Here is a 5,152-nt window from a genome sequence, read left to right as displayed (position 1 = left end):
CGTTGGCCGAAGGGCTGGACCGGCTCTCGCGCGGCGATCTCACCTGCCGCATCGATACCGAACTCGCCGCCGAATACGAGAAGCTGCGCGACGACTTCAATCTCGCCGTCAGCCATCTTGCCGAGACCATGCGCACGATACAGGCGACATCAGGCGACGTCGGCAACGCGGCGCTCGAGATCAACACCGGCGCCGACGATCTCTCGAAGCGCACCGAGGAGCAGGCGTCCTCGCTTGAGGAAACCGCAGCCACGACCGAGCAACTCGCGGCCTCGGTCAAGGCCTCGGCCCATTCCTCGCAGCAGGCGGTTGCGCTCGCCGAGGAGGCGATGGACGTGGCGCGCAAGGGTGGCGCCATCGTCCAGGACGCGGTCGATGCCATGGCCCGGATCGAAACGGCCTCGCGCAAGATATCGGACATCACCAGTGTCATCGACGAGATCGCCTTCCAGACCAATCTTCTGGCGCTCAATGCCGCGGTCGAGGCTGCACGGGCCGGCGATGCCGGCAAGGGCTTTGCGGTCGTCGCTTCGGAGGTGCGCACGCTGGCCCAGCGTTCCGGAGGGGCGGCCAAGGACATCACCGCGCTGATCACGGAATCGGGGGCCGAGGTGGCGCAGGGCGTCGGCCTCGTCCGCTCGGCGGGCGCCGCGCTGGAGCGCATCGTCGATGCCTCCCGCAAGGTATCGGCCACGGTCTCCGAGATTTCCGCCGCCGCGACCGAACAGGCGCATGGCATCGACGAGATGAGCCAGGCTGTTGCCCATATGGACGAGATGACCCAGCAGAACGCTGCGCTGGCCGAGGAGAGCGCGGCCTCCGCCACGGCTCTCGCGCATCAGATCCAGCGTCTCAACGAACTGGTCGCCAGCTTCCAGACCCGCGACGACGTCGCCGAGCTGCGCAGCATGGCCGCCGCCATGGTGGAGCATGCGGGCGAGGCGCGGCTGCGCGCCTGACGAACCGTGCCTGCCGGCCGAAACGGGCCGGCAGCCTCCTTCAGGCTAGCTCACCGCCGCCCCTGGCCGCCGCCGAGCATGGCGTCGAGGATCGACTTCAGCGCGTTCTGATGGTCGTCCTGGATCTGGCGGCCATGCTCGAACATCTGGTTGAGCGCATCGAGGCCGATCGAGCCGGGACCGGGGGCAGCCGAGGAAGACGGGGCCTCCTCCGGCTCGGGTTCCGGGGCGGCCGCGCGGCGCGGCGGAGCGCTTCGCGGTGTAGGAGCAGGCTCCGGCTGCGAGGCGGCCGTGCCGCCGAACATGCCGCCGAGGATCTGGCCGAGCGCGCCGCCGAAGGGGTCGGCGGGGTTGGCCTGCGGAGTCGACTGGGATTGGCTGCCCGTCTGCCCGAACATGCCTTTCAGGATCGCGTCGAACGGGTTCGCCGGCATCTGCTGCTGCTGCGGGGCCGGCTGCATGCCGGGCATCTGGCCGCGCATCATTTCGGCGAACTGGCCGAGGATGCCGCCGAGCCCTTCGTTGCTCGATGATTTCGACAGGCCGCCCATCAGCATGGCGGCGATGACCGGCAGCATCTGCTTGAGGATCGCCTGGCTGACGCCGCTGGTCGCGGCCGCCTGCGCGGCGATCGCCTGGCTGACCTCGCGCGAGCCGAAGAGCTGGCTCAGCACGTCGTTCCCGGCCGATTGCGCCCCGGTTGGGATGCCTGCGCTCGCGGCCTCGAAGAAGCGGGCATAGGGCGAGGCCGTCATCATCTGCGCCAGCGCGCCGAAGGCGAACGGGTCCTGCGTCTGCCGCTGCAGCCCCATCGAGAAGGCCGGCAGCAGCGCATCGAGCGCGGCCTGCGTCTGCTGCATGCTCAGGCCGTATTGCTGGGCGAGATTCGGCACGGCCCGCCCGTTCTGTGCCGATTGCATGATATCGAACAGGTTCATCATGGACGCCTCCCCAGGCCGGCATTCAGCTCCGTGCCTGGGAGGACGATAGCAGGGTGTCCTTGTCTGGCAAATCGAGGCCGACGCGCCGCTGCAGCGCCTCGCGCTCGAGCCGGGAAATGCCGCGATAGGCGAAGACCAGCGCCAGCACGCCGAAGGCGACCGCGCCCAGCGCGGAGCCGGCGAGCGCGCCCTTGGGCCCGGCCATCTGCGCACCGATGATGGCGAAGGGCATGGTGCCGAGCGTGGCGCGGCCCCAGCTGAACAGCGTCGACAGGAACGGCATGCCGAGATTGTTGAAAGCGGCGTTGGCGACGAAGAGCATGCCGACGAAGAGCCACATCGGCCCGGCGATGAGGCAGAAGAAGTCGACGAGTTCCGCCGTGAGCCCGGAGGCGTGGAAAGCCGAGACGATGACGCCGCGCATCGCCAGCAGCAGCAACCACGCGACGAGGACGCATCCGGCGGCGAAGATCGCCGAATCCGTCAGCCCGCGTCGCATCCGGTCGAAGCGCCCCGCGCCCCAGTTCTGTCCGAGAATAGGCCCGACCGCACCCGACAGCGCAAAGACGGCGCCGAAGGCAACCGGCACCAGCCGGTCCATGATCGCGAGCGCCGCCACGGTTGCGTCGCCGAAGCGCGCGACCACACTGGCGAAGACGGCGTTGGCGATCGGGTTGGAGAGGTTGGTCAGGATGGCCGGGCCCGCGATGGCGAAGGTGCGGCCGCAATCCTGGCGCAGCCAGCTCAGCCGCGGGCGGGCCATCATGCCGTGGACCACGATGGTCGCGTGGAAGCCGATGGCGACGATGATGACGCGGGCCAGCACGATCGCGATGGCCGCGCCGTCCGGCCCCAGTCCGAAGCCGAAGATCAGCAGCGGGTCGAGGCCCGCGGTAACCATGCCGCCGCCGAGCGTGACGAACATCGCCCGGCGCGCGTCGCCGATGGCACGCAGCACGCCGGAAAAGCCCATGCCGATGGCCATCAGCACGTTGGAGGGCAGGGTGATGTGCAGGAAGGAGAGCGCCACCGCATAGGATTGGCCGTGGGCGCCGATCGTGCGCAGCAGCCAGGGCAGCAGCGGCAGGGCCGCGAGCGACAGCACCAGCGCGACCAGCGCCATCAGCACCATGGTCGAAGAAGCGATGCGTCGCGCGCCCTCGCGGTCGCCGGCGCCGATGCTGCGCGAGGTCAGGGCTGCGACCGCGATCATCAGTCCGACATTCACCGAGACCATCAGGTAGAGCACGATCGTGGCGAAGCCGACGCCGGCCGTCGCCTCCGGGCGGCCGAGCCAGGAGACGTAGAGCAGCGACAGGAGATCGACCACGAAGACCGCCATCAGGCCGATAGAGCCCGTCGCCGTCATCACGGCAACGTGGCGCATAAGCGGGCCTTCGACGAAGACGGCCCGCGCCGGCTCGCTCGAGGCGCTGCTCACCGCTCCGGCTCTCCGACGCCGCCGACCGACACCTCGGCGCCGCCATCGGCGATCACCTGCTCGGTCTCGGCATTGAGCGCCCTGGACTTGCCCTTCGGCTTGACGATCGGCTCGGGCGTCACGCGCGGCACGCGGTTCAGCGCGGCGGCGATGCCTTCGTTGAACTGGATCTCCATCCGCTGGGCGTCGCGATCGCGCACATGGTCGATCACGAAATCCGCCTCGTCGCGGCTCAGCCCCAGCGTCTCCAGCGTGACGCGGCCGAAGCCGAGCGCGGATTCGAAGGTCTCGCGCATCTGGTAGTCGACATTGGCCTTCATCAGGTCAATGGCGTGGATGCGGTCGAACGCGCGCACATGCACCCGGATGTTCGGGAATTCGGCCTTGACCATCTCGACGATGCGCAGCGCGGCGTCCTTGTTGTCGATGCAGACGCAGATCACCTTGACGCGGCCGGCGCCGGCCGCGCGCAGCACGTCGAGGCGGGTGCCGTCGCCGTAATAGACCTTGAAGCCGAAGCGCGCGGCGGCGCGGATCTGCTCGACGTCGGCATCGATCACGGTGATGTTGATGTGCTGGAGCAGCAGCGCCTGCGTCACCACCTGTCCGAAGCGGCCGAAGCCGATCACCATCACCTGGCTGTCGCTGGTCCCGTCATAGTCCTCCTCCATCGTCTCGGGCGTGACGCGCGAAAGCAGCACGGCATCGATCAGCTTTGCGACGATCGGGCCGAGCAGCATGCTGATCGCGGCGAGTGCGGTCGCCATCGCGGCCTGGGGCGGCGTGAGCAGCCCCTGCGCCAGGCCGAGCGGCAGCAGCACGAAGGCGAATTCGCCTGCCGGCGACAGCAGGGCGCCGGCCCGGATCGCCTCCAGCCAGCTCGAGCAGGAGACGCGCAGGATCGAGGTGACGACGGCGATCTTGAACAGCACCAGCAGCGGCGCCGCCACCGCCAGCAGCATCCAGTTGGTCATCACCAGCAGCAGGTCGAGCGACATGCCGACCGCCATGAAGAACAGCCCGAGCAGCACGCCGCGGAAGGGCTCGATATCCGCTTCCAGCTCATGCCGGAAATGCGAGTCCGCCAGCATCACGCCGGCCAGGAAGGCGCCCATCGCCATCGACAGGCCGACATGCTCCATCAGCAGCGCGGCGCCGAGCACGATCAGCAGGGCTGCGGCCGTCATCACGTCCTTGGCGCCGGTATTGGCGAGGATGCGGAAGAACGGGTTCAGCACATAGCGCCCGGCCAGGATGATCGCGACGAGCGCGCCGAGCGCGATGCCGAGGCTGGCGAGCGCGCGCATCGGGCTGCCGGCCTGCGCGCCGGTGCTGGCAAGCAGCGGCAGCAGCGCCAGCACGGGCGCGATCGCCATGTCCTGGAACAGCAGGATCGAGAAGGTTCGCCGCCCATAGGTCTCGCTGCCGTCGCCCCGCTCGGCGAGCAGTTGCAGGGCGATGGAGGTGGCGGAGAGCGCCAGCGCGACGCCGACCGCAACCGCTCCGGCCTTCGAGAGGCCGAAATACCAGCCGAACAGGCCGATGCCTGTGGCGCTCAGCACCATCTGCGCCAGGCCGGTGCCGAGAATGTCCTTGCGCATCGAGTAGAGCCGCGCCGGCTGCAGTTCGAGCCCGACCAGGAACAGCAGCAGCACCACGCCGATCTCGGCGGTGCTGCGGATCGCGTCGGGATCCTTGATGACGCCCAGCACCGAGGGGCCGATGACGATGCCTGCGGCGAGATAGCCGAGCACCGCCGACTGCCCGAGCTTGCGGAAGATCGGAACGGCGATCACAGCCGCCGCGCAGAA

Annotated in this window: 4 protein-coding genes; 1 reads left to right on the top strand and 3 read right to left on the bottom strand. The window is 69.0% G+C overall.

The window, feature by feature from the left end; genetic code table 11:
- Positions 1-959: methyl-accepting chemotaxis protein (locus ACIPIA_RS10050; RefSeq protein WP_400509071.1), on the top strand; the 959-nt coding region annotated here is incomplete at its 5' end.
- A gap of 50 nt (positions 960-1,009) precedes the next feature.
- On the opposite strand, the gene ACIPIA_RS10045 is transcribed toward ACIPIA_RS10050, so the two are convergent.
- From ACIPIA_RS10045 to ACIPIA_RS10035, 3 genes are all read right to left on the bottom strand, one after another.
- Positions 1,010-1,900, bottom strand: a complete 891-nt coding sequence (locus tag ACIPIA_RS10045; RefSeq protein WP_400509069.1) for a DUF937 domain-containing protein — start codon at positions 1,898-1,900, stop codon at positions 1,010-1,012.
- 22 nt (positions 1,901-1,922) lie between these two features.
- Complete coding sequence (locus tag ACIPIA_RS10040; protein WP_400509067.1) at positions 1,923-3,341, bottom strand: MATE family efflux transporter; 1,419 nt, start codon at positions 3,339-3,341, stop codon at positions 1,923-1,925.
- On the bottom strand, positions 3,338-5,152 hold a 1,815-nt coding region (locus ACIPIA_RS10035), incomplete at its 5' end, for a monovalent cation:proton antiporter-2 (CPA2) family protein (protein ID WP_400509066.1). The genes ACIPIA_RS10040 and ACIPIA_RS10035, both read right to left, overlap by 4 nt.

It is taken from the genome of Allobosea sp. CER48, assembly GCF_044752385.1.
In the GTDB taxonomy this organism is placed as follows: Bacteria; Pseudomonadota; Alphaproteobacteria; order Rhizobiales; family Beijerinckiaceae; genus Allobosea.
Note: the sequence above shows the minus strand (reverse complement) of the source record. Positions and strands in the feature narration are given on the sequence as shown.